Source organism: Segatella hominis (assembly GCF_004535825.1).
Classification (GTDB): domain Bacteria; phylum Bacteroidota; class Bacteroidia; order Bacteroidales; family Bacteroidaceae; genus Prevotella; species Prevotella hominis.
On sequence record NZ_SGVY01000105.1, the window covers coordinates 1 to 2,745 of the forward strand.

Annotated in this window: 2 protein-coding genes and 2 rRNA genes; all 4 read left to right on the plus strand. The window is 38.7% G+C overall.

The features are described from left to right. A 23S ribosomal RNA gene (locus EXN75_RS17135) occupies nt 1–164 on the plus strand; the annotation flags it as partial. Nucleotides 165–239: 75 nt separating this feature from the next. Beyond that, a 5S ribosomal RNA gene (gene rrf / locus EXN75_RS17140) occupies nt 240–352 on the plus strand. Nucleotides 353–942: 590 nt separating this feature from the next. Then, nucleotides 943–1,467, plus strand: coding sequence for a hypothetical protein (locus EXN75_RS17145; protein WP_134844732.1), 525 nt, complete (start codon nt 943–945; stop codon nt 1,465–1,467). Next, nucleotides 1,374–2,558 (plus strand): hypothetical protein, encoded by a 1,185-nt coding sequence (locus tag EXN75_RS17150; RefSeq protein WP_134844733.1) that lies wholly within the window; start codon nt 1,374–1,376, stop codon nt 2,556–2,558. Before EXN75_RS17145 ends, EXN75_RS17150 begins: the two co-directional genes overlap by 94 nt. Nucleotides 2,559–2,745 lie beyond the last annotated feature (187 nt).

Sequence of the window (2,745 nt, forward strand, 5' to 3'; positions counted from 1 at the left end):
TCTGAGTCTGGATTGGATAAGCGCTGAAAGCATCTAAGTGCGAAGCCAGCCGCAAGATGAGAACTCCATAGAGGGTCGTCATAGACGATGACGTTGATAGGATGCAGGTGTAAAGACAGTGATGTCAAAGCCGAGCATTACTAATTGCCCGAACACTTTCTTTAAATAAGTTCATAGTTTCAACTGTATGTTGAGTTCATTATTGTTTTGCTTGTGTGCAAATACGTCATAACCCATTATCAGGTGGTTATTGCGGTGGGGTTCCACCTCTTCCCATTCCGAACAGAGAAGTTAAGCCCACTTGCGCCGATGGTACTGCAATGCAATGCGGGAGAGTAGGTCGCCGCCTCCTTTCAATGAAGAGCCTCAGATTTCGAAAGATTTCTGAGGCTTTTTTGTTTTTCTTCCCGCGGATCTTTTTCTTCTTCGCTGTTTTTTTTCTTCTCGCTGGATATTAGTTTGTCACGCAGATTTCGCAGATGACGCAGATTTTTTCTCATTGATTATTTTAGTCCCACAGATTTCACGGATTCACACAGATTTTCTTCTTTTTTCTGCCATTTCTTTATTTCGCAGATTTTAGACCTGTCGGTCTGGGAGGATGTCGCAGATTTCTGCTCTTATGAACTCGAAAAGGATTATGCAGATTTTCTCAGTTTCTCTTCTTTTTATGGGTATTCTGACGATTTTTATTATTATAATTTTTTATTATGTTTGTTTTTTTGTGATAATTTTCTCTTAATTCCTGTTATTTAAGCATATATTGTTATTTTTCTTACTTTTTTTAAAGAAAATTGCATTTTTATGCTTTTATTTCTAATATATTTTTTAACTTTGTAGCAATTTCCTTATCAATATTTGTTTTCACATTCTATTGAGCAGGAAAGAGAGAGAATTGTATCCCGAGAAATCGGATTTTTTTATTTTTAACAACATTAGCGTATGAAATTTTCTACACTATTCGCGGCTGCTTTGCTGTTTTGTTCTGTTTCACATGTTTCAGCTCAGAATTCTCAATCTCAAGGAGAATTGAAGTTTGACAATGTTATTATGAAGGGTTATTCCCAGATTGCTACTCCTATGGCTGTTACCTCAGAGGGTAATGTCGTTGTGACAAGTACTATGATCAATGGTCAGTCTTTAGGTTCTTTTGTTGCTATGTCTTCTCCTAAATTGCCTAACAGTCCTACTTGGAAGGTAGATATCAAGAGTGGTAGTATCATCAATGCTATTCTTGCTGATAATGAAGGTGGTGTTTATATTGGTGGTGATTTCAATGAGAAGATTACTTTGGGTGGTATTTCATTAACTGGTAAGAAATCTGAAAATGCTGAAAAGACTAATGCCTTTGTTGCACATATCAGCAAGGAAGGATGGCAGCTTATGCCTTTGTTTCTACTCCTAATGCCGAAATGGTTGAGAAGTTTGATCAATACTCTCAGGGAGACAAGGTATATTGCAAATTGAATAGTTTGGCTATTGCTGACGGCAAATTGTATGCTGGTTTGATCTTTACCGATGTCTTGTCTAATGCTGCGGGTGATGCCAAGGTTACTTCTGGTACTTGGAATTTAAGTAACTATGGAATGGGTATTGGTTCTGATGCCGATTTCGTAGCAGTGGAATTGGATGCAGAGACCATGCAGGCTAAGGCTTTCCCTGTTGTATTCGGTGGTAAAGGTAACTATACAGATGCTTCATATATGGGAATTGATGCCAAGTCAGCCAAGATGGCCAGCGATGGTTCAAACCTGTATCTGGTTGCCTCTGTGAATGGATTTTGTTCTAAGGCTGCCCTTCAAGTAAATGGCGAGGTGAAAGATGAGCCTTCTTTTAAATACGCAGGTGGTATTAATGCCTTCTATGTAGCAAGCGTTAATTTGGGAAATAACACAAGTTCAGCTAAGGTTTATGATGGTAAGTATGGATGGGTTTCTGGTGCTTCCAGCTTGGTAGAGCCAGGAGTTGCTTCTTTGACTGTCAAGGGCGATGACCTTTATATTGGTGGTAGCTTTTTCCAGACCTTCCCATTCGATACCAACGTTAAGGCTGTAGGTAATACAGATATTTTCTTCGTCAGCTTGAAGAAGAGCGATCTTTCTGTACAGAAGGCTTTGGCTTCAGGTTATGACGAGAAGTCTGCTGGTAATGATAACGAGGAGAAGTTCTCAGGCTTTGCTATTGATGGCACTCAGTTGAGCGTGTATGGTGGCGTAGCAAGCAGAAAAGATGTTTATTCTCCTTCTACTCTTTCTACACCATTGAAGTTTACTGCTGATATGGCTTCTGCTACAGGTTTGACAGCCGGTTCTGCTGAGCAATATACAACAGGTACTGTTCTGTCAGCTGACGGTAAATATACCTACACATCTTTGTTGAATGCAGATCAGACATCCGTTTCTTATCAATACACAGAAAATACATCAAATGGTGTACAGCAACTTGTAGTTGACAAAGCAGACAAAGACAATGCAGTTTACAATCTTCAGGGTATGAAATTGCGTGCTCCTCAAAAGGGATTGAATATCATTGGTGGCAAGAAGGTGGTTATCAAGTAAGGTAATTATCAAGTAATGCCCCTTTTATATATTAGAAAAAAATTAGATTATTTACCAATACATTATAGTAAACCTTAATTCCGCAACACTATAGTTTAACATTATTTATAAGTGCCTGAGCAACAAAAAGTTGCCCAGGATTTTGCCATGTCAGAATTTTCACTTACCTTAGTGTTGCGAAAAGAAG

Bases quoted from the DNA above. Each gene is read 5' to 3' on its own strand.
- EXN75_RS17150 (WP_134844733.1), top strand. From the start codon at position 1,374: ATGGCAGCTTATGCCTTTGTTTCTACTCCTAATGCCGAAATGGTTGAG.
- EXN75_RS17145 (WP_134844732.1), top strand. From the start codon at position 943: ATGAAATTTTCTACACTATTCGCGGCTGCTTTGCTGTTTTGTTCTGTT.